This is a genomic window from Streptococcus infantis (assembly GCF_018499575.1).
In the GTDB taxonomy this organism is placed as follows: Bacteria; Bacillota; Bacilli; order Lactobacillales; family Streptococcaceae; genus Streptococcus; species Streptococcus infantis_K.
In genome coordinates, this window is sequence record NZ_JAHDAP010000001.1 from 555458 (window position 1) to 577378 (window position 21921).

21 protein-coding genes are annotated in these 21921 nt (G+C 38.6%); 3 read left to right on the forward strand and 18 right to left on the reverse strand.

Annotated elements, in window-relative coordinates:
* Nucleotides 1-202 precede the first annotated feature (202 nt).
* From KJR31_RS02730 to KJR31_RS02795, 14 genes are all read right to left on the reverse strand, one after another.
* Nucleotides 203-694 (reverse strand): phosphoribosylanthranilate isomerase, encoded by a 492-nt coding sequence (locus KJR31_RS02730; RefSeq protein WP_214261961.1) that lies wholly within the window; start codon nucleotides 692-694, stop codon nucleotides 203-205.
* Between the two features lie 88 nt (nucleotides 695-782).
* Nucleotides 783-1535 carry a CPBP family intramembrane glutamic endopeptidase gene (locus tag KJR31_RS02735; protein ID WP_214261962.1) on the reverse strand — a complete coding sequence of 251 codons (753 nt, stop codon included), beginning with the start codon at nucleotides 1533-1535 and terminating at the stop codon, nucleotides 783-785.
* Nucleotides 1536-1713: 178 nt separating this feature from the next.
* On the reverse strand, nucleotides 1714-2322 hold the full coding sequence (locus KJR31_RS02740) for a Type 1 glutamine amidotransferase-like domain-containing protein (protein ID WP_214261963.1): 609 nt from the start codon (nucleotides 2320-2322) through the stop codon (nucleotides 1714-1716).
* Between the two features lie 48 nt (nucleotides 2323-2370).
* On the reverse strand, nucleotides 2371-2799 hold the full coding sequence (aac(6'), locus tag KJR31_RS02745) for an aminoglycoside 6'-N-acetyltransferase (RefSeq protein ID WP_214261964.1): 429 nt from the start codon (nucleotides 2797-2799) through the stop codon (nucleotides 2371-2373).
* A gap of 225 nt (nucleotides 2800-3024) precedes the next feature.
* On the reverse strand, nucleotides 3025-4383 hold the full coding sequence (gene rlmD / locus KJR31_RS02750) for a 23S rRNA (uracil(1939)-C(5))-methyltransferase RlmD (protein WP_214261965.1): 1359 nt from the start codon (nucleotides 4381-4383) through the stop codon (nucleotides 3025-3027).
* A 74-nt stretch (nucleotides 4384-4457) separates the two neighbouring features.
* On the reverse strand, nucleotides 4458-5432 hold the full coding sequence (locus tag KJR31_RS02755; protein ID WP_214261966.1) for a DUF1002 domain-containing protein: 975 nt from the start codon (nucleotides 5430-5432) through the stop codon (nucleotides 4458-4460).
* A gap of 81 nt (nucleotides 5433-5513) precedes the next feature.
* A complete protein-coding gene (locus KJR31_RS02760; protein ID WP_214261967.1) occupies nucleotides 5514-6116 on the reverse strand; it encodes a lysozyme family protein in 603 nt (200 codons plus the stop codon).
* On the reverse strand, nucleotides 6116-7090 hold the full coding sequence (locus KJR31_RS02765; RefSeq protein WP_214261968.1) for a nucleoid-associated protein: 975 nt from the start codon (nucleotides 7088-7090) through the stop codon (nucleotides 6116-6118). The genes KJR31_RS02760 and KJR31_RS02765 overlap by 1 nt, the downstream gene beginning before the upstream one ends.
* 6 nt (nucleotides 7091-7096) lie before the next feature.
* A complete protein-coding gene (gene glyA / locus KJR31_RS02770; RefSeq protein WP_214261969.1) occupies nucleotides 7097-8353 on the reverse strand; it encodes a serine hydroxymethyltransferase in 1257 nt (418 codons plus the stop codon).
* Complete coding sequence (locus KJR31_RS02775; protein ID WP_214261970.1) at nucleotides 8350-8796, reverse strand: GNAT family N-acetyltransferase; 447 nt, start codon at nucleotides 8794-8796, stop codon at nucleotides 8350-8352. The genes glyA and KJR31_RS02775 overlap by 4 nt, the downstream gene beginning before the upstream one ends.
* Before the next feature lies 1 nt (nucleotide 8797).
* A complete protein-coding gene (locus tag KJR31_RS02780) occupies nucleotides 8798-9400 on the reverse strand; it encodes an L-threonylcarbamoyladenylate synthase (protein WP_214261971.1) in 603 nt (200 codons plus the stop codon).
* Nucleotides 9384-10220 carry a peptide chain release factor N(5)-glutamine methyltransferase gene (prmC, locus tag KJR31_RS02785; protein ID WP_214261972.1) on the reverse strand — a complete coding sequence of 279 codons (837 nt, stop codon included), beginning with the start codon at nucleotides 10218-10220 and terminating at the stop codon, nucleotides 9384-9386. The genes KJR31_RS02780 and prmC overlap by 17 nt, the downstream gene beginning before the upstream one ends.
* Nucleotides 10220-11299 carry a peptide chain release factor 1 gene (gene prfA, locus KJR31_RS02790; RefSeq protein WP_214261973.1) on the reverse strand — a complete coding sequence of 360 codons (1080 nt, stop codon included), beginning with the start codon at nucleotides 11297-11299 and terminating at the stop codon, nucleotides 10220-10222. Before prfA ends, prmC begins: the two co-directional genes overlap by 1 nt.
* Nucleotides 11300-11301: 2 nt before the next feature.
* On the reverse strand, nucleotides 11302-11886 hold the full coding sequence (locus KJR31_RS02795; RefSeq protein WP_214261974.1) for a thymidine kinase: 585 nt from the start codon (nucleotides 11884-11886) through the stop codon (nucleotides 11302-11304).
* Nucleotides 11887-12009: 123 nt separating this feature from the next.
* On the opposite strand from KJR31_RS02795, the gene KJR31_RS02800 reads away from it, so the two are divergent.
* Together KJR31_RS02800 and mnmE are read left to right on the forward strand one after the other, a co-directional pair.
* Nucleotides 12010-12192 carry a 4-oxalocrotonate tautomerase gene (locus KJR31_RS02800; protein WP_001117401.1) on the forward strand — a complete coding sequence of 61 codons (183 nt, stop codon included), beginning with the start codon at nucleotides 12010-12012 and terminating at the stop codon, nucleotides 12190-12192.
* Nucleotides 12193-12318: 126 nt separating this feature from the next.
* Nucleotides 12319-13692, forward strand: coding sequence for a tRNA uridine-5-carboxymethylaminomethyl(34) synthesis GTPase MnmE (gene mnmE / locus KJR31_RS02805; protein ID WP_214261975.1), 1374 nt, complete (start codon nucleotides 12319-12321; stop codon nucleotides 13690-13692).
* A 443-nt stretch (nucleotides 13693-14135) separates the two neighbouring features.
* Here the strand turns inward: mnmE and hemH are convergent, their stop codons facing one another.
* Complete coding sequence (gene hemH / locus KJR31_RS02810; RefSeq protein WP_214261976.1) at nucleotides 14136-15212, reverse strand: ferrochelatase; 1077 nt, start codon at nucleotides 15210-15212, stop codon at nucleotides 14136-14138.
* A 167-nt stretch (nucleotides 15213-15379) separates the two neighbouring features.
* Between hemH and pepT the strand changes: the two genes are divergently transcribed.
* On the forward strand, nucleotides 15380-16603 hold the full coding sequence (gene pepT, locus KJR31_RS02815; protein ID WP_214261977.1) for a peptidase T: 1224 nt from the start codon (nucleotides 15380-15382) through the stop codon (nucleotides 16601-16603).
* Nucleotides 16604-16630: 27 nt separating this feature from the next.
* Here the strand turns inward: pepT and KJR31_RS02820 are convergent, their stop codons facing one another.
* The 3 genes from KJR31_RS02820 to KJR31_RS02830 form a co-directional block, all read right to left on the reverse strand.
* The gene (locus KJR31_RS02820) at nucleotides 16631-19864 is read right to left on the reverse strand and encodes a pneumococcal-type histidine triad protein (protein ID WP_214261978.1); all 3234 of its coding nucleotides are present in this window, start codon (nucleotides 19862-19864) and stop codon (nucleotides 16631-16633) included.
* A 7-nt stretch (nucleotides 19865-19871) separates the two neighbouring features.
* Nucleotides 19872-20801 carry a metal ABC transporter solute-binding protein, Zn/Mn family gene (locus KJR31_RS02825; RefSeq protein WP_214261979.1) on the reverse strand — a complete coding sequence of 310 codons (930 nt, stop codon included), beginning with the start codon at nucleotides 20799-20801 and terminating at the stop codon, nucleotides 19872-19874.
* Nucleotides 20802-20937: 136 nt separating this feature from the next.
* Nucleotides 20938-21897 (reverse strand): hypothetical protein, encoded by a 960-nt coding sequence (locus KJR31_RS02830; protein WP_214261980.1) that lies wholly within the window; start codon nucleotides 21895-21897, stop codon nucleotides 20938-20940.
* Nucleotides 21898-21921 lie beyond the last annotated feature (24 nt).

The following is a 21921-nucleotide window of genomic DNA, read 5'->3' on the forward strand; positions in this document are numbered from 1 at the left end:
TAAAAACATTTTAAAATGATACTGTGGAACGGAAAGTTGATCACTTCTTCCAAAAGAAACATCATCCATTCTATAATTTAAAATCCTTTTCCTTACAAATTCTATTACTAGCCAATATCGTATAAATTAAATAACCAACAAAAATGATAATAAAAATAACATAGCAGCCAGTTTTACAACTTACTACTTTTCATATGATAATTTACAAATGTCTTTCCAGCCACTCTATCTTTTTAAAATCCTTATTGTTATTTTGTTCATTTCGATAAGAATCTTGGGAAGAAGCCTTGTAAATACTTAAAAACTGTTCCAAGCTTGGAAGACGAAAAGTGATGTCATCGAGATGAATCAGCTCTATATCCAATTCCGAAACTCCTGCAAAATCAGGTAAAGAATCAATACTTCCGAATTCAACGCTCAGACCATCCTTTTGGAATTCATGCTCATGAATATCTATTAAGACGTAGCCTAAGTCTTTCATCACTTTCATTATCTTGTCCCAGTCATAAATTCTGAGATGATCAGGTGCTTCCCAACCTCTAGGGTCACCAGGCACATGAATGTCAATGTCAGACGGCCCCCAATTTTCTTTCGTTCTAAACTCCAATCCCAAAGACCCCATCAGTGTCGGTGTAATTCCGACTCGATTTAAATGGAAACAAATGGTTTTAAATTCTTCAAATAAGAGACTCATGTTTACTCTAAACCTTTCATATAAATGTTCGTTATTTCTACTTTATTACCTTAAACAAAATCATTTTCATTTTCTAGAGTATGTCCAGTTATTTTGGATACAAATTCTTTTCCTTACTAATTCTATTACTAGCCAATATCGTATAAATTAAATAAGCAATAAAAATGATAATAAAAATAACATTAATTTTTAACACAAAATAGAGATTTAACAAATTTGCGAACGCATGAAAGAATATACAGTACCCCACAGATTTCGTTTGACGGTAAAGAAGCCCTAAAACAAAACTTAAAAATAATGTATATATAAAAAATAAAATATAAGGAAATCCTTGATGACTTTCTCCAACTATAAACCATAAAGGTAGATGCCAAATTCCCCAAATTGCTCCTACAATCAAATTAGATTGCCAATAAGTATATTTTTTATCAAGTAACGGTTGTAATATCCCTCTCCATCCTAGTTCTTCATGTCCACCACCGAAAAAAATTAATTGAATAAAGAATAGTGGCATTAGATAAATGGATACTCCATTTAATTCTAAGGAAGATACAGAAAATAGTATCGAAATTGCTAACATATGAATTATGAAATAAATACTACTATTTTCTCTCTTATTAAATAAAAAATGTTTAAATTTTATATTATTACTTTTCAAATAAAACACACTTGCAATAGCTGGTCCGAGTGCACCTACTATATGTAAAGATCTCCCTATAATCGTTTCTAATCCCAAAATATGAGATTGCGTAATTATGGTAAGAAGCCCCCAAGCTATATAAGTAATTCCAAATGTAATATAAAGATAATTTTTTAAATTCCTTTTATCAATTTCTGTCATTCCATCTCCATATCTTGATTATTTTAAATGTAATATTTGTTACTGCTTATTAGTTGGTCTTGATTATAACTACCTATATTCTATCATAAAAACACAAAAAAAGCCTTACATTCAAGGCTTTTCATTATTCATTTCGTCAATACTTTAGTTTCATAGATTCAGATTCGCATGATAAAAACTAGTCAATTTTCTCTATAATATTTCCAAGTTTATTCAATATAAGACATGAATGATCATTTAGTGGAATTATGGGAACATCAACAAGTCCTTCAGCTATATCCTTATTTGCTTTATCATTCCATGAATCATAATGGACACTAATTAAAAACTGACTAAAGATTCCTAATCCATTTTTTATCTTTATCTGATGATCTGAATTATCATTAGGTGAGACATAGACTTTTTCTCCTAATAATAGGGCTCCTGCAGAAAAACCTATAACTTTCGCCCCTTTATTAATCATGTGATCGATATAATTTTTGAACTCCTGATTGACGTAAGTAGCTATATATTTTTCCGTATTTCCACCACCAATGATAATTAGATCAGCATCTAAATAGCTATCAAAATCAATCTGCTCAGAGTCCAAAAGTAAGTAATCAGTGTTTAGATTAGGAAATTGACTTTGGAAAACTTCCGTGTACTTTTTCATATAGGGTTGCCAATTATCTCGAAAAACTGTTAAAATAACAATTCTTCCAATCTTCCTTGATGACACAATTTTATTAACAATCGTATGGTTCTTTATCGGCGGATTTCCACCCATTAAAAAAATTTGTTCGTCCAATCTTTCACACTTTCTAAAAAATACATAAGTGTTGACCACGTTCTGAAATTATAATTCTTTCTTAAAATGGATAATTCTATTTGCCTCCTGAAATCCAATATTGAGATGAAATTTTATAGAATCGGTATTCGTTAAAGTACAGTCACTTGCAAATTCCTTACATCCTTTATTTTTCGCCCATTCCTCACATTTTGTACAGAGATTTTTAGCAATATCCTTTAAACGATATTCCTCGTCGACAATAATCCCTTCTAAGAATCCAACAGGACTATATTTACAACCTTCAACATAATCAAATCTGAGTGAACATAGTGCTAGACCTATAATTGTGTCACCTTCAACTTCAGTAAAGATTGCAGTATTTTTGCCATTCGTATATCTCTTTACTTCATCAATAGCTTCTTTATCGGTCAATTGGGGCCATAATTGTTTCATTAATTTAGCCGTTTTTATAGAATCTTTTGTTATTCCATCCATATTGATGTTCCTCCGCGAATTACAAGCAAATGTTACGAATCATGCTGTTACTTTGTTACTCATTGATTGATACCAATACCATCCCCTTCTACTTTTCGACTGTCTCAGATCGGAAGAGTAGAGCCACGCACTCAGCGGTTCGGACTTACCGTATCATCGCGTCGGTGCCCCTCCTCATTCTACGAGTCCTATCCCATGGGCGGAGCATCTACTTCTACTTCGCTACTATGTAGCTCGTACAAGTAGTGATACCGCCTCAACATGATGCGTTTGCGGAAATAGGTCAACCGGCTGGACTTTCTTCAATTCATAGCCCAACTCTTGGTAGAGTTTGATATCACGCGCCATGGTGGCGACGTTACAGGAGATATAGGCGATGCGGTCAGCTCCTGTTTGGGCGCTTGCTTTGATAAAGCTTTCGGTTAAGCCCTTGCGTGGTGGATCGACTAAAATAACGGTTGGTTGGATACCTTCCTTGAGCCAATTCTTCATAGCATTTTCTGCTGTATCACAGACATAGTGGGCATTGGTGATGCCGTTTATACTAGCATTCTTCTGGCTATTCTCCACTGCTTCGGGGATGACTTCTACGCCATAAACTTCCTTGACATGTTTAGCGACAGATAGTCCAATGGTTCCGATTCCTGAATAGGCATCGATCACCACATCATCTTCTTTTAACTCCGCAAAGTCAATGGCTGTTTGATAGAGTTTCTCCGCCATTTCTGTATTGACCTGGTAAAATGCCGGTCCAGAGATTTGGAAATCATTGCCCAACATTTGATCAGTAATGTAATCTTGACCATAAAGTGTACGCCATTCTTTCCCGAAAATCGCATTGGTGTTTTGGTCATTGATGTTCTGCATGACAGACACAATTTCTGGAAATTGCTTGACCAGTTGTTCAATCAATTGTTCAACCCGGAAAATATTAGGACGAGTTGTCACCAAAACAACCATGATTTGACCTGAATGATGTCCGCGACGTACAACAAGGTTACGAATCAAGCCTGACTGTTCTTTCTCATCAAATGGCTTCAAGTCATAACGACGAAGCAAATCACGCAGTGCAAGTATGACCTGGTCAATAACTGGATCCTGAATGTAAAAATCTTCCAAGGGCATAAGGTCATGAGAATTTTTACGGAAAAAGCCAGTTTCTAAAACACCATTTACTCGGCGAACAGGAACCTGGGCCTTGTTGCGATACTTGATCGGATTTTCCATACCAAGAGTATCAGCAACCTCTACATCCCTGATACCAGCAATCTTATAAAGACTGTCTTTCACTTGCTTGGTTTTAAACTTGAGTTGCTCTGGATAAGCTAGATGCCCCAAGTCAGCAATCCCTGAACGTAAGTAAGCCAAATCTAAGTCTTGATTACGATGTGGAGATTGAAGAAGGTATTCCTCGACCTTACCAAAACCAACCTTTTTATTAACTTTAAGGACACGCATGAGGATTTTTTCAGTCGGCAGAGCATTCTCTACAAAAAAGACCAAGCCATCAATCTTTGCAACACCTGCTCCTTCATGAGTCAAATCCACAATCTCAACTTCTACAATATCATTTTTCTTTAACATATTCTTCACTTTCTATGAGCCGACAAAAAAAGACGGCAACAATCCTGTTACCATCTATTATACCATGAATTAACCTAAGCACCAAAACTCTTGAAGAAATCAAGAATGGCTTGCCAAATAGAGCTGAGGATGTTTCCTCCATCTTGAATAGCTTTATTGGCGTCAAAGTTAAGGTCGATATTGCTGAAACTGTCACCAGCTTGCGCAACGATACTTTGTTTCAAATCTTTTAAAGTCTTTGTAAAGTCTTCGTTGTTAAGAATATCACTTTTAGAAAGATTAAAGGCAAAGTTGATGATGACGTTGACCTGGTTTCCTGTAACAACTTGATCCAGTTTGTAGTTCTTCAAAGTATCTTCGACAATTTTACGAACATCATCTTCTGTAAGTTCACCTTTAGACTCTTTAGCCTTAGCAACTGCTGCCTTGATATCGGCAAGAGCTACATTCAGCTTATTGGCATCGAAGCCTGATTTGTCCTTGTTTTCATCGTTAATGTCTGACAAGGCCTTGAGCTCTTCTTGAGCTAAGTCTTTATTCTCTTGAGGTAATTTTACACCATTTGACTCAAGGGAATAGTAAATACCTGCTAGGGCACTTTCCCCAGTAACTGGAATTGGAGCTGCAACTGTGATTCGCGCGTGTTCGACACCCAAAGTAACAGCCGCATTACGGTACATGTCTTGGGTCACTTTTGTGATATTTTCAGGTGTTTCAATCTTGACTTCAAGTGGAGATTTATCTCCTAATTTTTGAATTTTTGCTGATGAATAAAGTTGAAGACTAGAATCGTTGGCCACATTCATAATTTTTGAGTAGACATCGGGTGTCATGGTCTTCAAGTCTTTAGTATCTTTAGAGGCATTATAGCCAAGTTTTTTAAGTGTTTGATTTTTTTGATCTTCTGTTAGTGAAGAACCCAAGACATACTCAGGTTGAACATAGGTTTCATCAATTACTTTTTGAACATCAGTAGCTGCCTGGGCACTTTGCAGTGTTGCAACCGCCAAAAGAACTGCAGCACTCGTCAGAAAGAATTTCTTTCGCATGAGACGTTCCTCCTTTTCTACTCTAGCATATTAAAGTATCCTTAAAGAAAACTTATAAAAGCATCTAGAAATTCTAGATGCTTAAAATAGATTAAAAATTTTCATAATATAGAGATTTAGTTGAACCTGTCTAGAGTAATAATAGTTTCCCCCATCGACATAGAGTTCTCCGCCCTGAAAGATAGAAATGGGATTGATGTAGCTATAGGTTTTCCCTGTTGTATTCCCTAAGGTCGGCGCAACTGTATCTCTTGAGTATTGCTTAGCTAGAGCAATCGTATTTTTCTTCCCATTTTGGGAGATAAAATCAATATAAGCAGGCCCAAAGTTATAAGCTTGAATGGCTGTCCAGACATCCACTCCTTTTTCTTGAGCTAGATAGAGATTATCTGTCAAAGTTTGAACACCTTGACGAATACTACTAGCGTTATCGTTAATGGTATCAGTAGAACCGCTAGCAGACTCACTAGACTGCATCACGTCTCCTTCTTTACCTTTGGTTTCTGTATAGATCATGGCGAGCACAAGCTCTTCGTTTGCTGGAGTATCTCTTTCATTCAAGATTTCACGTACCATGGGTTGGTAGGTCATAACTTGTTTGACATCCTGACGAATGAGATAGGCTTTGTATCCAGCGAAAAGGAAGACTGCTAGCACCAGCACTCTTCGTATAAGTTTAAACATTATTTATTTTGAATATCCTCGATGTTTTTGATTAAGATAGAATAGGTTCCATTATCGTTTTGGATGAACTCAACGGATTCTGCATCTTGATAGACATTGTTTGGTACGATTAGTTCAATTCCGTTTGACAAGGAAAGTTTCTGATTTTCAAATCTCTTCAACTGACGACTGGCATCAATCTCATCAAACTGAACTGGCTCTGGCACCGACTCTTTGACCTGGTCAATAAAACTGAGACGAGCTGTTAGATTATTATCAAAGAGATCATTGGCTAATTTTTCTGGAGAGAGCTCATTGTTTTCCTCAAGATTGTTGAAAATCGCAGATTTTACTTTTGATTGAAATTGAAAATCATCCGCATTAAAAGTTTCCGCAATTTTCTGAGCAGTTTTTTCCAGTTCCTTGATTGACTTCTTAGGTGAAATCTTTGGTTGTGCTTGAATAAGATTCTCAGAAAAATAGTTTAAAAAAGCTCCGTTGTACTTGATCCGTTTTTCAATCAAGTGGTATTTACGGTTTTGAAGGTTAACTACTAGGGCTTCATCAGCTCCAGTTCCAAACCCCGGAAGGTTATTCTGCGTCAACTTAATTGGATTATCAACTTCGCCACCTAAGTGCGTCAAGGTCTCACGCAATGCAATTCTAAGAAAAGCAAAATGTTCGACTCCTTCTTTTGAAAACAGGACAAAGACTAAATCATTTGTCTTTTGATTTTCAGATACAGAAAATTCTTCTTTCCAAAGGTTTGCTATTGTCACAGATGTTGCCATTAGATCTTCTGTGATATTGTTGAAAAATGGATTATCTTCTTCAAAAATTCCAGTTTTGGCATCGTCCGAATACACACGCTCCACTTTTTTACGCAAGTATTCCTCTATTTTTGGAGTGATATTGAGAAACTTATCCGCTAGGAACAACTCTGTGTCATCAAGGCTGAACTGATGGATGATGGCTTTCTTGATATAAATATCCATAAAATATTAGTCCTCGTATAATGGGAAGGCATCTGTCAAGGATTTGACTGCACTTCTCACTTCTTCTAAGACAGCTTCGTTTTCTGCATTCTTAAGGGCTTTAATAATAAGTTCAGCAACTTGACGGCTTTCTTTTTCACCAAAACCACGAGCAGTAATTGCTGCCGCTCCAATACGAATACCACTAGTCTTAAATGGTGACAAGGTTTCATAAGGGATAGAGTTCTTATTTAGGGTAATATTAACTTCATCCAGCAAGTTTTGAGCTACTTTTCCACTTTCTACAACCTTAGTGACATCCACTAGGAAGAGGTGGTTTTCAGTGCCACCAGAGATAATACGGAAATCAGGATCTTTCAGGAATACTTCAGCCATAGCCTTACTGTTCTTGATGATCTTAGCAGCATATTCTTTGAAAGCTGGATCCAAGACTTCTTTGAAGGCAACAGCCTTAGCAGCAACAACATGCTCTAAAGGACCACCTTGGATACCCGGGAAAATAGCAGAATTAATCTTCTTAGCTAAGTCTTCATCATTGGTCAAAATCAAACCACCGCGTGGCCCACGAAGGGTTTTGTGGGTCGTTGTAGTTGTGATATGTGCGTATGGCACCGGGCTTGGGTGAAGACCAGCAGCAACCAAGCCGGCAATATGAGCCATATCTACCATGAGTTTAGCACCAACAGCATCAGCAATTTCACGGAATTTTGAAAAATCAATAATTTGAGAATAGGCTGAAGCACCAGCAACAATTAGTTTTGGTTTTACTTCTTGGGCTTGTTTCAAGATGACATCAAAGTCCAAGAGTTCAGTCTCAGGATCAACACTATAAGAAACAAAGTTGTAGGTTTGACCAGAGAAGCTTACAGGAGCTCCGTGAGTCAAGTGTCCACCTGCTGCCAAATCCATTCCCATGACCGTATCACCTGGCTCAATCAAAGCCATGTAAGCCGCACAGTTGGCTTGGCTTCCTGAGTGAGGTTGGACATTGGCAAACTTGGCACCAAAGATTTCCTTTGCACGTTCAATAGCTAGACTTTCAACGATATCTACTACATCAGTACCACCATAATAACGACGTCCTGGGTAACCTTCGGCGTATTTATTAGTCAAGATAGACCCTTGAGCAGCCATAACAGCCTTAGAAACTACGTTCTCTGAAGCGATTAATTCAATATTATTTTGTTGGCGTTCCTCTTCTTTGGCAATGGCATTCCAAAGATCCGCGTCATAGGCTTTAAAATCATCTTTGTCAAAAATCATAGGTATTCTCCTTTTAGTAATTTAATAAATCGTTTCTGCATTTTATCACAGGTATAACCAACTTTTTCGTAAAATGCATGCGCACTTATACGATGGTCTGCAGAGTTCAAACGTATAAACTTGTAGCCACGTTTTTCTGCTTCCTGTTCTAATCCTTCAAGCAATGTTTTACCGATTCCTTTACCTTGTGTTTGAGGTAAAACAGCTAAAGCCAGGATATTAAAACCTGGTTTTGAATAAAGGGATTCATAAACCTCAGCATGAACATAACCAAGTAAGTCATGGCTAATTGAATCCTCAAAACCAAGTAGGAAGTGATGGGAGTCTTGAGACAGTTTGGCTAGTTGACTAGCCGTTTCCTCAGGGCTAAAATCATAACCTAAAGCATCTTTGTTAATCTCATAAATAGATGAAACATCTGTTGCTTTCAAAGCACGTAACATATTATACCTCCTTAAAAGGAAATGCTGGTATCTTGGCAAGAATATCTTCTCGAGTAATTGAACCTTGGCGTAGAATCTTCGCCTCGTCGCCAGATAGGTCTAATATAGTCGAATCTTGACCTGTTAAAAAAGCATCATCTTCTATTCCTAGAACCTCTTGTCCGAAGTCTTTTAAAATTTCTTTAAAGCTAACTCCACTTGATTGGCCTGAGATATTGGCAGAAGGTCCGATTAGGGGGCCAAACTCACGAATCAACTCCAGAGTTACCGGATGACTCGGCATCCGAAATCCCACTGTCATCAATCCTGAATTGACCCAGTCAGGAACTTTGTCATTAGCTTCTAGGATAATAGTCAATGGGCCTGGCAAAAAACTTTCAACGAGTTTTTGTAAATAAGGTGGCTGATTCTTAGAAAAGTTCAAGATATCGTCTAAACTAGCGACATTGAGATTGAGTGCCTTATCTCTTGGACGACGTTTAAGCTGGTAGACATGATCAACAGCTTTTTTATCTAGCGCTTTTGCAAAGAGGCCATAAACTGTTTCAGTCGGCAAAACTACAGCTCTACCTAGTTCCAACTCTTGCTTAATTTTCTCCATCATCAATGACTACCATCCTATCTTGGCCAAATTGGTCTTTGAGCGTTCGAACTCGTTTCTCTGGAAGATTTTCCATAAAGAGAGCGGGCACACTTTGACCTTGTTTGTAGCCAATTTCAAGATAAATCTTACCACCATCATTTAGATAGTCCTTGGAGTCTTCCGCGATTCTACGGTAGATAGCTAGGCCATCCTCGTCAGCAAAAAGTGCCAAGTGTGGTTCTGAATGCAACACATTCAAGCCAACTTCTTCTTGAGCTTCACGAGAAATGTATGGTGGATTGGATACAATTATATCATATTTTGAAGAAATTTCGGAGAAACAGTCTGATTTGATAAAAGAGAGATTTTGATTTTGAGCCTTAGCATTTTCCATTGCTAATTCTAAAGCATCCTGAGAAATATCTGCAGCTGTAACCAACCAATCTGGTCTATTTTTAGCTAGAGCAAGGGCAATCGCTCCGCTCCCTGTCCCAATATCAAGTACTGAAAGATTCATCTCAGGATTTTCAGCCAAAATCAGTTCTACCAACTCTTCTGTCTCTGGGCGAGGAATCAAGACTCGCTCATCCACCTTTAACTGCATCCCAAAGAATTCAGCAGAACCAATGATGTACTGGGCAGGTATATGTGCTGCCAGTTTCGTGTAAATTTCCTCCACAAATTGTTTTTCTTCCTCTGTGACTTCTTGTTGGAGGGCAAAAACGAAGTCTGTAAAAGATAGATTTTTTAGGCTACGATAGACAAAGGAGAGGCTTTCTGCTTCCTCTCCTTTTGCTACTAACTTTTCCTCAAAATCTTTAAACATTTGAGCTAATTTCATTATTTATTTAATTCTTCCAATTTTTGTGTTTGGTCATAAAGAACCAAGGCATCTACAACTTCATCCAATTTACCAGCTAGAATTGTATCAAGCTTTTGTAGAGTCAAACCAATACGGTGGTCTGTGACACGGTTTTGTGGGAAGTTATAAGTACGGATACGTTCTGAACGATCACCTGTACCGATAGTTGACTTACGCTCAGCGTCTTGCTCATCTTGGGCAATCTGTGCAAAGTGGTCAGCAACACGCGCACGAATAATCTTCATAGCCTTCTCACGGTTTTTCTGTTGGGTACGTTCTTCCTGCATCTCAACCTTGATATTGGTTGGCAAGTGAACGATACGAACGGCAGTCGCAACCTTGTTGACGTTCTGTCCACCAGCACCAGACGCGTGATAGATATCAACACGAAGATCTTTTGGATCGATATCGTATTCTACTTCTTCTACTTCAGGCATGACAAGAACTGTCGCTGTTGAGGTATGCACACGGCCTTGGCTTTCTGTCACAGGGACACGTTGCACACGGTGGGCTCCTGACTCATACTTGAGTTTTGAGAATACAGACTGACCTGACACCATAGCAACCACTTCTTTGAAGCCACCGACACCATTCATAGAAGCCTCCATGACTTCAAAGCGCCAGCCTTGAGATTCAGCATACTTTTGGTACATGGTTAGAAGGTCGCCAGCGAAAAGTGCAGCCTCATCTCCACCAGCTGCTCCACGGATTTCAAGGATGATGTTCTTGTCATCGTTTGGATCTTTAGGAAGGAGCAAGATTTTCAGTTTTTCTTCATACTCTTCTTTTTCAGCCTTAGCATCCTTGAGTTCTTGCTTGGCCATTTCTTCCAAGTCAGCATCTCCGCCAGACTCTTTAATCATTTCTTCAGCATCAACAATGTTTTGGAGGACTTGTTTGTATTCACGGTAGGCAGTTACGGTATCACGAGTTGAAGCTTCTTCTTTTGAAAGCTCCATGAAACGCTTGGTATCAGAGACCACATCAGGGTCGCTCAGCAATTCTCCCAACTCTTCATAACGGTCTTCTACAGCTTGTAGTTGATCATAGATATTCATTCTTACTCATTCTCCTTATTGATTTCAGGGGCAAAATAATGTTTACGACATACCGAGATATAGGTTTCATTACCACCTATCTGGATTTGATCACCTTCATAAGTAGGCTTCCCATCCAGTGTTCGTAGTACCATGGTCGCCTTTTTCTTACAATACTGACAGATGGTTTTAATCTCATCAATCTTGTCTGCTAGTAACAACAGATGTTTTGAACCTTCAAAAAGTTCATTACGAAAGTCATTTTTCAGACCAAATGCCATAACAGGTATGTCTAACTCATCGACGATACGAGCCAAATCATAAACATGATGACGCTTCAGAAACTGGGCTTCATCGACCAAAACACAGTAGGGTTTAAATTCCAAATCTCGAATCAAACCATAAATATCTGTATCATCTTCGATAGCAAGGGCTGGTCGCTTCATACCAATTCGACTTGAAACATAGCCTACACCATCTCTTGTATCCAGAGCTGAAGTCATGATAACAACTCCCTTTCCTTGCTCCTCATAGTTATAGGCTACCTTAAGAATCTCAATGGTCTTTCCAGAGTTCATAGTCCCATAACGATAATACAACTGTGCCATGCTTCTATTTCACGTCCATTTCTAATTTTTTGCTACATTCTAGTATACCATATTTTCCAAAAGCTTTAAACGGCAAAATGTGGTAAAATAAAAGAAATCATTTAGTGAGTGGAGGAAATTATCATGCCATTTGTACGCATCGATTTATTTGAAGGACGTACGCTAGAGCAAAAGAAAGCTCTAGCCAAGGAAGTAACTGAAGCTGTGGTTCGCAACACTGGCGCACCACAATCTGCCGTTCATGTCATCATCAACGATATGCCAGAAGGAACTTATTTCCCGCAAGGTGAAATGCGCACTAAATAAAGCTTAAGCAATACGCTTAGGCTTTTCTTAATAAGTGACATTCATTGAATAAAACACTATATTTTGTTACAATTTAAAGAGATATTAGTCTATAAAAACAAACGAATAAAATTTAAAGGAAATAAAATGATTACTCGAGAATTTGATACCATTGCCGCAATCTCGACACCGCTTGGTGAAGGGGCTATAGGTATTGTCCGCCTAAGCGGAGCAGACAGTTTTGCTATTGCGCAAAAGATTTTTAAAGGCAAAGACTTAAGTCAGGTCGCCAGCCACACACTGAACTACGGCCACATTGTTGACCCTATAACTGGTAAGGTTATGGACGAGGTAATGGTAGGTGCTATGAGGTCTCCTAAGACCTTCACTCGTGAGGATATTATCGAGATTAACACCCACGGTGGGATTGCCGTAACCAATGAGATCCTCCAACTAGCTATCCGTGAAGGGGCACGTATGGCAGAGCCGGGTGAGTTTACTAAACGTGCCTTCCTCAATGGTCGTGTGGACTTGACTCAGGCTGAAGCTGTTATGGACATCATCCGTGCTAAGACAGACAAGGCCATGAACATTGCTGTTAAACAACTAGACGGTTCCCTGTCTGACCTCATTAACAATACTCGCCAGGAAATCCTCAATACCTTGGCTCAGGTTGAGGTGAATATCGATTACCCTGAGTATGACGATGTGGAGGAAGCCACTACTGCTGTTGTTCGTGAAAAGACCTTAGAATTCGAACAACTCTTGACCAATCTTCTAAAGACAGCCCGTCGTGGTAAAATTCTGCGTGAAGGGATTTCAACGGCTATTATTGGTCGCCCAAACGTTGGGAAATCAAGCCTGCTCAACAACCTCCTGCGTGAAGATAAGGCCATTGTAACTGATATTGCTGGGACTACCCGTGACGTCATTGAAGAATACGTCAATATCAACGGTGTCCCACTGAAATTGATTGATACTGCAGGTATACGTGAAACGGATGATATAGTAGAACAGATCGGTGTTGAACGCTCCAAGAAAGCCCTCAAGGAAGCTGACTTGGTTCTACTGGTGTTAAATGCTAGTGAACCTCTGACCACTCAAGACCGACAACTTCTTGAAATCAGCAAAGATACCAACCGTATTATCCTACTGAATAAAACTGACCTACCAGAGGCCATCGAAACTGAAGAACTTCCAGAAGATATTATCCGTATTTCAGTCCTCAAAAATCAAAACATTGATAAGATTGAAGAGCGCATCAATAACCTCTTCTTTGAAAATGCTGGCTTGGTCGAACAAGATGCTACCTATCTATCCAACGCCCGTCATATTTCATTAATCGAAAAGGCTGTTGAAAGCTTACAAGCAGTTAACGAAGGTCTTGAACTGGGTATGCCAGTTGACCTTCTTCAGGTTGATTTGACCCGTACCTGGGAAATTCTTGGAGAAATTACTGGTGATGCAGCGCCAGATGAGCTGATTACCCAGTTGTTTAGTCAATTCTGTTTAGGTAAATAAGAAAAAACTAGGTCAAAAAATGCTAGTCACCTAAAAAGAGGTTGGGACAAAAGTCCTAGCCTCCCAATTGTCTTTGGATTGTCGAGCAAGACGCAGTGGTTGAGTGGGCTCTACTACGCTGATTGCATCAGCTTTTACAGCCCTACTCAACTGTGCGGAGGTGGGACAACGAAATCGAATTCTAACGAATTACCGATTTCTGTCCCACTCTATTTTTCTTACAATTTCTAAATTAGATCCTACCTTAGCAGATAGCTGAAACAAACCTTATACTCAATGAAAATCAAAGAGCAAACTAGGAAACTAGCCGCAGGTTGCTCAAAGCACTGCTTTGAGGTTGTAGATAGAACTGACGAAGTCAGTAACATATATACGAAAAGGCGACGTTGACGCGGTTTGAATCTGATTTTCGAAGAGTATTACTAGTTCTTTCCTATTTTCACTTAGTCTTTGGGTAATTTCCCAGCTTTTTCAAGCATTTTTTTGATTAAATAAGGCATCTTGACATTTTCACGACCTTTTTTCTCAATCAATTTTTTAACAAATTCTGGCATTTGTAAGTCTTGTGATTCATCTAGAATATTCTTAGTTTCCTCCGAAGGAACTAATTCATCAAAGGTCTCTTCTTCTGGGAAGAATTCTCTAAATTCTTTATGTTCGTTAGCTCGGACAGTATTAACCAAGGCATCAATTAAACGAGAATCTGTATTTGGCATTGGTGGACGATGGTAGTTCACCCCCAATTCCTGACACAATTCATAACATTCCACATCGTTGTCAAACAAGACTTCAATGTGCTCACTGATAAAACTAATAGGTACAAAAATATAATGATTTGGATGTTCTTTCTGTTCTCTGAGATACTCCAAAACATCTGGCTTAATCCACGGAATACCAATATCACTTTCGCTCTGCCAAGTGTTGGTATATTGCTCTGGATCCAAGTCTAATTTCTTCGCAATTAACTTGCTATTTTCAAAAATTTGATCGATATAGGGATCACCAAAATCTAAGGCAAAAATGGGCACACTGTGGGCAGAAAAGATGACTTTAAAGCTATCCTGCTTTACTTCTTCATTTAAAATCTTAGTAATTTCATCCGCCCAATAGTTTAAGAGCGCTGCTTCTTGATACCAGTCCTTAATAACTAAAAACTGAATTTGTTTGCTTTCTAAAAATTTCTCATAGCCCATAACAGAGTAAAAAGAATAATGGGGCTCCAAAATCAAGCAAATACACTGCTCAATACCATCTGCTTCCATCTGGTCAATCACATCTGGAATAAAGGGTCTAGAAAATTTATTAGCAAAATAGACACTATATTCATGTCCTAATCTAGCTTCTACCAAGGCAACCTCTTCACAGGTAATTTTTTGCAGAGGAGTTCCTCCAATTCGTACATAATTGTTATAGAGTGTTTGAATTTCGTGGTCTTGAGGTCTCACTCCACGACGAATATTTGTGAAAAAATCAGCTACACCTTCAAAGGTAATCTCTTCTGGTGAACCAAATGTCATCATTAAAATTGCTTTTTTCTGTATCCTTGTGATGTTTTTATCTTTTTTATTGTATCACTAAACAACTCATAAGTAAACGCTAACATAAGGCTATTATCAACTTTCCGAATTTTGTTTTTATCATCTTTCTATGATACAATGGTTTAAAAAGAAATGAATAAGGAGTTTTTATGAAATACCCTACACTACTAGAGCGTTTTTTAACGTATGTCAAAGTTAACACACGTTCTGATGAGCAGTCAACTACAACACCGAGCACTCAAAGCCAAGTAGACTTTGCGACTAATGTTCTCATCCCAGAAATGAAACGTGTCGGTTTGCAAAATGTCTATTATTTGCCAAATGGATTTGCTATCGGTACTCTTCCAGCTAACGATCCTAGTTTTACTCGTAAGATTGGTTTTATCTCCCACATGGATACTGCAGATTTTAATGCGGAAGGTGTGAACCCGCAAGTTATTGAAAACTACAATGGCGGAGTTATCGAGCTTGGTAATTCTGGTTTCAAGCTTGATCCGGCAGATTTCAAGAGTCTTGAAAAGTACTCTGGACAAACTTTGATTACGACTGATGGGACTACCCTTCTCGGTGCTGACGATAAATCAGGTATCGCAGAAATCATGACAGCTATCGAATACTTAACTGCTCATCCTGAGATTAAACACTGTGAAATCCGTGTCGGCTTTGGACCTGATGAAGAAATTGGGGTCGGCGCCAACAAATTTGATGCAGAAGATTTCGATGTCGACTTTGCTTATACAGTTGACGGCGGTCCTCTTGGTGAACTTCAGTACGAAACCTTCTCTGCTGCAGGTGCTGAACTCCATTTCCAAGGTCGCAATGTTCACCCAGGTACAGCTAAGGGACAAATGGTTAACGCCCTTCAGTTAGCCATTGATTTCCACAATCAACTTCCTGCTGGTGACCGACCTGAACTGACTGAGGGTTACCAAGGCTTCTACCATCTCATGGATGTGACAGGTACGGTCGAGGAAGCGCGTGCTAGCTACATCATTCGTGACTTTGAAAAAGAAACTTTCGAAGCGCGTAAGGAAGCTATGCGAGCTATTGCTGATAAGATGAACCAAGAACTGGGTAGCAATCGTGTTACTTTAACATTAACTGACCAGTACTACAACATGAAGGAAGTTATCGAAAAGGATATGACACCAGTAACCATTGCGAAAGCGGTTATGGAGGACCTTGGTATCACACCTATCATCGAACCAATCCGTGGTGGAACAGACGGTTCTAAGATTTCCTTTATGGGAATTCCGACGCCAAATATCTTCGCTGGTGGAGAAAATATGCACGGCCGTTTTGAATACGTCAGTCTTCAAACCATGGAACGTGCAGTTGATACTATCATTGGTATCGTATCCTACAAAGACTAAAAAAGAAGTAGCTAGGCTACTTCTTTTTTAGTTTACTACTTTCTCACTTGTTTCAGGAGATGTCGTTTTTAAAAGTGAGTTTGACTCTTCACTTGTTTGTGAAGTGCTAGTTTCAGCTGGCTTCCCTTTAGATTGGAACTCTTGATTTAACAAAACGATTTCTTGAGCGACCGTCAGCAAAGCTTGCTTGTCTTTACTTGCCGCTGCTAGTTTATCAAACAAGGCATCGACTTTTTCAAAATCAGCATCTGAACCATTTTTCAATTCCAAATAAGTATGAAGGGCAATGACTCCGTTGTATAGTTGTTGATAGAGAGCCACGACCTCTGGATCTTGTTTTGCATTTTCACGTTCATTCTGAATAGTCTGTGAAATGCGTTTCAGAAGATCTTGGACTTGTGTATTTAATTCATCAAGATCTGCGTCTTCTTTCTCCAAAGCAGCTTTCAGATTTTTTACTTCGTCAGCGAGTGAGGCTTTAACACCCTCTTCCTTGACTTGAGCCACTAATTCATCCGCTTTTGTTAAAAGATCTTCTACCTGCCCTTTTAAGACATGATTACTTTGTTCCTCAGGTTTGATATCGTCATACAAACCTTTCAAGAACTCATAAACAGCAGTTTTAGCACTATGACCATCAACTTTTTCTGTATCTAAGATTGTTTCAGAAGTCTTGCTTGCAACCGGCTCATTTTTCAGTGCTTCTTCAACTTCCAATTTTGTTTGGTAGATTTCTGGGAAGAGTTTGTTCAAGTCAGTTGCCTTAAGGAAGGACTGGGACTGATATAGTGTCCAAGTTAAGTTGGCAACTTTACTGCGGAGATTGTCATTTAAGCGTCCATCAGATAGATGTTGGTAGAAATACTTGATGTATTCTACTGTCGTAACACCAGTACGGTCATTAAAGTCCTGCAAAGCTTGTAGTTTAGCTTCAACTGCATCTAAACCTGCTTCATCTTGGGCCAGTTTATTTTCTTGAAGCTGAGTCAAGAGATCCTTTTTAGGAAGTCCATAAGCATCTGTATCCAAGGTATTAATCTTATCTACTAAAGCTTGATATTTCTTGTCTAAAGGACTAATTTCTGTTGGTTTGACACTAGAATCAATATGAATATACTGCTTGTCAAACAAATCCAAAGCTGCCAAATATCCTGCAGTTGAGTTGGTTGAGAGTTTCTTCATATTTTCAGAAAATTGCCCCAAAGCAAGCTCAATCTGTCTTTGCAGACTTGGCTTATATTTGTAAAGTTCACGACTTTCTGCGAGAAGTTGATCAACCTTATACTGTACTGCTTTTTCATCAAAAGCACCAGGTTGGTAAGTTGACTGTAAGGCTGGAATTTTGTTTTTCAAAGCGACTTCATAACCTTTAGTTTGAACCTTGATGTAGTGGTTATGGTCTCCATGAGGAATGACGAAACTACCATTTTCAACTTGCAAACTATATGGAGAGACTCCATCACGTAGAGCGGTTGTATAGAGCTCATTTAGAAAATCAAGCTCCGCATCACCAGTCTGAAGTGGAATACGAACGTGTTCCTTACGAACGGCATAAGGGTGAATGTGAGTTGGGTCATAAGCTTGGTCTGGATTACCAAATACAAAGAATCCATTTGAAATACGAATCGCTTCAAGTGGAACACCATAAGTTTTAGAGATGTAAGCTATCTTTTCTTCATCACTGGCGTCTCTTGAAAAAGCATCTACATCTTTTGCAAGTGGTTTAACAGGTTCTGTCTGCTGATGGCTATGAAGATGGTCTTGTGCAGCTTTAATCTGCTCCGCTGATAAATCTTTCTTAAAGAAATAATGGGCATGGTCTCCATGTGAAACTACAAAACCTTGCTCATCCTCACTAATCACGCGATCAGCAGCGAATCCGTGATCATGGTCTTTACCATGGTGGTGATCATGTCCGTCTTCATCATGGTGGTCATCTGATGGATTAGGTTTAACTTCAGTTTTAGATTTCAAGTGTTCTTGAGCTTCTTTGATTTGTTGAGCCGTCAAATCTTTCTTGTAAAAATAATGATTGTGGTCTCCATGTGAAACTACAAAACCTTGGTCGTCTTCACTAATTACTCGATCAGCTGCGAAGTCATGGTCATGCTCTTCTTCATCGTGATGATGATTAGCATGATCGTGGTCATGGCCTTCTTCGTGATGATGATCAACATCTTCGTGGCCATGGTTGTGGTCATGGTCTTCGTTTGGTTTACTTGGAGTTTCTACAGGATTTGATGGCGTTACTAGACCTGAAAGTGGTATCAAGCGTGCAATCTTTTGCTCCAAAGCAGATAAACTACTATAAGGGATGAAATGGTAATGATTTCCATGAGGGATAGCAACTCCATTAGGCGTACGACTGGTAATTTTAGCCGGGTCAAATACCAAACCATCAGATTCTTTATAGCGTTGACTAACTGGTAAAGCATAAAGCTGTTCTAGAAGTTTTTGAAGATTATTTTCTTCTTGTACTGGATTGCTTGTAGCTGGTTTCTCTACTTGATGACTTGGTTCAACACTTGGAATCGGTTTGTAGTCTGTTAGACTTTGTTGACTTCCTCTTCCAGCAAGGTAAGCTTGAGCGGCAGCCAATTCACTTGAAGATAGAGCACTCTTAGGAACGTAATGATAATGGCCACCATGAGGAACGATATAAGCGTCACCTGTATCCTCTAAAATGTCTGCAGGATTAAAGACGTAACCGTCATCAGTTGTATATCGACCTTGTGCTCTGGCAGCAATAACTTCATTACTTGTACTGCTACTATCTGATGTGTGTTCTTGTTTTTGTTTCTCGATTTGGTCTTTGGTACGAATATTATCTGCATGACTAGCATCCTTCAGATAGACATAATATTTGCCATCCACCTTGATGATATAGCCACCTTTAATCTCATTGACAATATCTCCATCACTTAGTTGATAGTTTGGATCTTTCATGACCAATTCTTCACTAAAGATGGCATCATAAGGCACCTTACCATTGTAGAAATGGAAATGGTCACCGTGGGAAGTCACATAGCCTTGATCTGTAATCTTAGTAACAATCTGTTCAGCTTCTATTCCTTCTTTTTGGTTAACTTGGTCAGGTGTCAGATTTTCATTCTTTTTAGCATCAGACTCTTTACCGTCAACATAGGATACACGGTTATTTTCTTTGTTCTCAGGCGCTTGATGTTGATTTAAAGCGTAAGCACAGACACTTAAGGCAAGGACCACTGCAGATCCTGCTAGATATTTTTTATTAATTTTCATAAACTCCTCATTTCAATTCTTCAGCTAAAATAGCTATATTGTCTTCTAAATTTTCCAAGTAGGACTTGTCATTTTGTGGGTCGGCCTCTAAAGGATTGAGTGTTTTAAGACTCACACCTGTTGATTTGACAAGTGTATCAGCGACCTTAGACGAAACATTACTCTCTGTAAAGATGGTTTTAACCTTATAATTCTTTACAAATTCTTGAATCTCTGTTAACTGTCTCGGACTTGGTTCTTGGTCTGGTGAAATGCCAGCAATTCCAAGTTGATTCAATCCAAATCGTTTTGCCAAATATGAAAAGGCTGTGTGTTGGGTTACAAAGGTCTTTTGATTGGCTTTTTCAAAGATGGGTTGATATTTCTTGGTTAAATCATGAGCTTTGGCACTAAAACTTTGTGCGTTTTTCTGATAAGTTTCTTTGTTTGCGCTGTCTAGTTCGGATAACTTGTCAGCGATAATCTGCGCTTCTTCTGCAACCTTTTCAGGATCAAGCCAGGTGTGAGGATCATACAAGGTTTTCTCATCAATTCCATCTCCGGCTTCCATATCTTCTAATCCAGGTACGCGCTCCAAGATCATACCTTCTGATGCTTCTAAGACTTTTACTTTAGACTTTTGCAGACTTGGATCCAAACTTCCCGCCCATGATTCTAAGGTATGGGAATGATAGACGAAAACATCTGCATCATAAATGGCTGCAATGTCATTTGCGGATGGTTCGTAAGAATGGATACCTGAACCAGACTGAATCATCCGAACGTCATTTAGGTCGCCAGAAATTTCTTTGACCATGGCATAGATAGGATAAAAACTAGTTACAATCTTCATTCCCTTAGTTTCATTTCTATTCTCTTGACTGGCTTTTTGTCCACACGCTCCTAAGGCAAGAGCAAAGAATGCCATCATGACCCATAGGATACTTCTTTTTTTCATAACAACTCCTTAACTAGTGTTTAACCAATTAATTAACTAGTAAACATTCTACTCTTTAAAATTTAAGATGTCAAGTTATAAATTCATTTTTTTCCAAAATTTTACTAATAGAAAAAGCATCCTTAAGGATGCTTTCTTATAAACTACCAATGTTGATTTCCGGAAAGTTTTTCTGAAGAATTTTCCAGAATTCTTCTAATTGCTCTTCTACTCTATTGGTATTTCTAATAGTCAAGCTATGCTTTTTAGAACTATCCTTTCGAGTATATACCAACTGATAAACTTTGGTAAAACGGCTATAACTTGTACGTACTAAATAGATCCTCCACACATCTCTAAGATCTAGAGCTTGGGTTCCTTTGTAATAAGTAATGAGATGATTCTTATACAAAATAACTTTCAAGTCCTGGTCGTAAAATTCTGCTTGAGTATCAAGCAGCTCAAGATTTCCTTCTAATTCAGGATACAAACAATAAAGTTCCTTGAACGAATCAATTGTTTTCTTTCGTATGATAAAGGCTGCGACTAAGGTCATTAATCCCATACCAGAGAAAATCACAATACCAAAAATATAGCTTAAGCTATCCCTAGAATATTCACTGAGACTGAGATAGATTCTTGTATTCATATTACGAGCGACTACTGATTTAGCAGGAAGAATAGAGCTAATAAATTCATCAAGATTGATAATCTTAGTGTTCTTAGAAGTATTGACAAAATTGGTATTAGTGAGGGGTTCTAACTGTATACCTGTAAGAGTTCCAGGATTATCAGCAAGATTGTCTGCGTTCTCAAGAAGTTTATTAATTGACTCATCTTTCACTTTAGACTCAACTACAGCAAACTTTCCTTCACCTTCCTTGCTATATTGCACAATATAAACAACAGTTCCACCATCAACTTCACCAACAGGTTCAGGATAGATACCGTAGACTGACATAGTAACTTCTTTTCCAGTATCAGTCGTATCTGCAAACCTCTCTGTAGGCTTCTTGTGCATTTGACCTAAGAATCCTGAAATAGAAGCAATCGCAAAGAATACTAGCGAAAGTATCAGTACAGAAATAAAACCCTTATTTCTTTTTTCTTTAAACATGATTTTCTCCTTTAATCTCTTATT

Bases quoted from the DNA above. Each gene is read 5' to 3' on its own strand.
- glyA (WP_214261969.1), bottom strand. From the start codon at position 8,353: ATGATTTTTGACAAAGATGATTTTAAAGCCTATGACGCGGATCTTTGG.
- KJR31_RS02820 (WP_214261978.1), bottom strand. From the start codon at position 19,864: ATGAAAATTAATAAAAAATATCTAGCAGGATCTGCAGTGGTCCTTGCC.
- prmC (WP_214261972.1), bottom strand. From the start codon at position 10,220: ATGAAATTAGCTCAAATGTTTAAAGATTTTGAGGAAAAGTTAGTAGCA.
- KJR31_RS02760 (WP_214261967.1), bottom strand. From the start codon at position 6,116: ATGTTTAAACTTATACGAAGAGTGCTGGTGCTAGCAGTCTTCCTTTTC.
- KJR31_RS02755 (WP_214261966.1), bottom strand. From the start codon at position 5,432: ATGCGAAAGAAATTCTTTCTGACGAGTGCTGCAGTTCTTTTGGCGGTT.
- KJR31_RS02735 (WP_214261962.1), bottom strand. From the start codon at position 1,535: ATGACAGAAATTGATAAAAGGAATTTAAAAAATTATCTTTATATTACA.
- prfA (WP_214261973.1), bottom strand. From the start codon at position 11,299: ATGAATATCTATGATCAACTACAAGCTGTAGAAGACCGTTATGAAGAG.
- KJR31_RS02780 (WP_214261971.1), bottom strand. From the start codon at position 9,400: ATGATGGAGAAAATTAAGCAAGAGTTGGAACTAGGTAGAGCTGTAGTT.
- mnmE (WP_214261975.1), top strand. From the start codon at position 12,319: ATGATTACTCGAGAATTTGATACCATTGCCGCAATCTCGACACCGCTT.
- KJR31_RS02795 (WP_214261974.1), bottom strand. From the start codon at position 11,886: ATGGCACAGTTGTATTATCGTTATGGGACTATGAACTCTGGAAAGACC.
- KJR31_RS02775 (WP_214261970.1), bottom strand. From the start codon at position 8,796: ATGTTACGTGCTTTGAAAGCAACAGATGTTTCATCTATTTATGAGATT.
- KJR31_RS02800 (WP_001117401.1), top strand. From the start codon at position 12,010: ATGCCATTTGTACGCATCGATTTATTTGAAGGACGTACGCTAGAGCAA.
- KJR31_RS02825 (WP_214261979.1), bottom strand. From the start codon at position 20,801: ATGAAAAAAAGAAGTATCCTATGGGTCATGATGGCATTCTTTGCTCTT.
- rlmD (WP_214261965.1), bottom strand. From the start codon at position 4,383: ATGTTAAAGAAAAATGATATTGTAGAAGTTGAGATTGTGGATTTGACT.
- KJR31_RS02765 (WP_214261968.1), bottom strand. From the start codon at position 7,090: ATGGATATTTATATCAAGAAAGCCATCATCCATCAGTTCAGCCTTGAT.
- KJR31_RS02730 (WP_214261961.1), bottom strand. From the start codon at position 694: ATGAGTCTCTTATTTGAAGAATTTAAAACCATTTGTTTCCATTTAAAT.
- pepT (WP_214261977.1), top strand. From the start codon at position 15,380: ATGAAATACCCTACACTACTAGAGCGTTTTTTAACGTATGTCAAAGTT.
- hemH (WP_214261976.1), bottom strand. From the start codon at position 15,212: ATGATGACATTTGGTTCACCAGAAGAGATTACCTTTGAAGGTGTAGCT.
- KJR31_RS02830 (WP_214261980.1), bottom strand. From the start codon at position 21,897: ATGTTTAAAGAAAAAAGAAATAAGGGTTTTATTTCTGTACTGATACTT.